The following is a 2,118-nucleotide window of genomic DNA, read 5'->3' on the forward strand; positions in this document are numbered from 1 at the left end:
TAAGGGGAGGCAGCTCCATGCGCTCTGCCCGCGCCCGCGCCTGAGAGCCTTCTCCCTTGTCGACCGCGATGAGCGCCCAACTGGGGCGCACTGCAGAGCCTGCCGCCCTCCGATCCGTACCCCACAGAGTCAGGTCGGTGGGCACGACGAACCGGGGCGGCCCATCGGGCAGCCGGGTCGCCGCCGGCGCGAGGACTTCGTTCCCCACAGCAGCAGCGCCCGAGACGGCAATGGGCCGCACACCCAAGAAGGGTGCGCAGCCCATTGCCGTGTCCGATCAGGCTGCTGCGGCGTAGCTCGTCCGCAGCAGCGACATCGACCGGTCAAGGTCCTCCACCGAAGCGATTCGAACCTCCAGTTCGCCCGTCCCGTGGTGCCCGATCTTCCGGACATCCCGCGTCCAACCCGGCACGAGCTGCACCGTCGTCGGGTCGACTCGCAGGAACACGACCAGCGTCTGCTCCCGTGCCAGGACGCGGACGCAGGCGAAGTTCCGGCGGCGACGGTAGGCGACGTAGTGCTGCAACTCCACCGAGTGGCCCTCGCCGAGGTCAAGCAGACGGGCGTCGAGCTCTTCGTACAGCTCCTGGACCGCACCGCCCACCTGCGTCAGCACCTCGCTGACCGCCCGGCGAGCAGGCGAAGCCGACCGCGCACCTTCCGGCCGGCGCGCCACCGAGGAGTCGCAGCCGCCGGCGACCGACGCAGCCAGCTCCAGCGTCACCAGGTCGTCCCCGTACCTCCGGTAGACCACCATGTCGACGCGGTGGTGGGACATCCCCGCCGCCGCCAGGTCGTAGCGCGTGTAGTCCGCTGCGATGCAGACCACCCGCGGGTTGCTCCAGTCGACCTGCTCGGCGGCAACCCGCCCCAGCCGCTGTTCAGGCGCATGGAGGGCGCCGGCCAGAGTCACCGCGACCCGGTCATTCCGGGAGACGTTGACTCCGTCGTGGTTGACCAGCCCCGTACCAAGGTCCGGGTCGGTCGGCGCCGATCCGAGGGAGCGAGCGGAGCAGACCAGGAGCGTCAAGGCCCCGCCGGTCGAGCACCGTGTCCACCCACTGCCAGGTAGGCCACTCGCCGCTGCTCAGGTACTGGTGGGCCATGGTGGTCAGCAGCAGCGCATGGTCACGGGACAGCTCGGAGGTCAGCGGGGCGCTGGCGGCTGAGTGCATGGGTTGGGGCCTCCGAGGGTGAACTGGGCGCGAGCCGCATTCTGGCAGACGGCCACGGAGGCGCGCGGGAGAAGAGGGTGGCCCCCGGCTGCAGCAGGCGAAACCTGTCGTCGGCAAGTGACCTTGCACTCCCTCGGTCCGCACGGTGCCCTGTTCGGAAGCGGCTCGCCTTGGAGTAGGCGACCTTCCTACGGGCCGTGGGCTGTGGGGCTCGCACAACCCGTAGCGCGTGAGGCGCGGTGCTGGCGGACCTCGGGTTGACCTTCGGGGTGCGCCACGGTGCGTGCCGCGAATTTCCAGGAGGGCTGCGGAAATTTTGGGCGATGAGATATCTGGTGGACATTTCCCGGGCTCCATTCAGCTTTTGAGAGTTGATTTGTGCGCAGTCCCATGGGTGCCCTGCCGAGCGAATTTATGGATGTCTCTTGGGGATCGCTGGATTGGCGGCCGGAGCGGCGCTATCCTGGAGACATGAACGCTACTCGACCCCTCCGGCAGGCCCCTGACCTGGGGACCAGCCAGGGACCACACGTAGTGCGCGCTGCCGCACGAGGTGCGCGGGACTTGCTTATATGCACACGCACGACGTGTGTGCGGGCGCATTTCGAGTGCTAATGTGATAGCCCTACTAAACTGGGGGTCAAGGGGTCGCAGGTTCAAATCCTGTCGTCCCGACGTGAGTCGGAAAGGCCGTTGGCCGGGTTAACGCCCAGGTCAACGGCCTTTTGTGTGATGCGGCGTCAGATTCGACGAGCGTTCGTTCGTGTGAGCTTGGGGACCAGATGGGGACCAAGCGGCTTCGAGGTGGTCGAATCCGGGGGGTGAGACCCCCTCTTGGTGGCGTTTCCGGCCCCGAAATTGACTACCCGCAGTGACCGATATCGAATCGTGACCAATGGTTTTTCGACACCCGATAAAGCAATTCGGCCACCTTTTCGGGTAG

General features: G+C 66.9%; 1 protein-coding gene. It reads right to left on the reverse strand.

Translation table 11 applies throughout. The features are described from left to right. Window positions 1-277: 277 nt before the first annotated feature. On the reverse strand, window positions 278-1,030 hold the full coding sequence (locus AB0E96_RS40590) for a DUF5655 domain-containing protein (protein WP_359831803.1): 753 nt from the start codon (window positions 1,028-1,030) through the stop codon (window positions 278-280). Window positions 1,031-2,118 lie beyond the last annotated feature (1,088 nt).

This window comes from Kitasatospora sp. NPDC036755, assembly GCF_040636595.1.
Taxonomy (GTDB): Bacteria; Actinomycetota; Actinomycetes; order Streptomycetales; family Streptomycetaceae; genus Kitasatospora.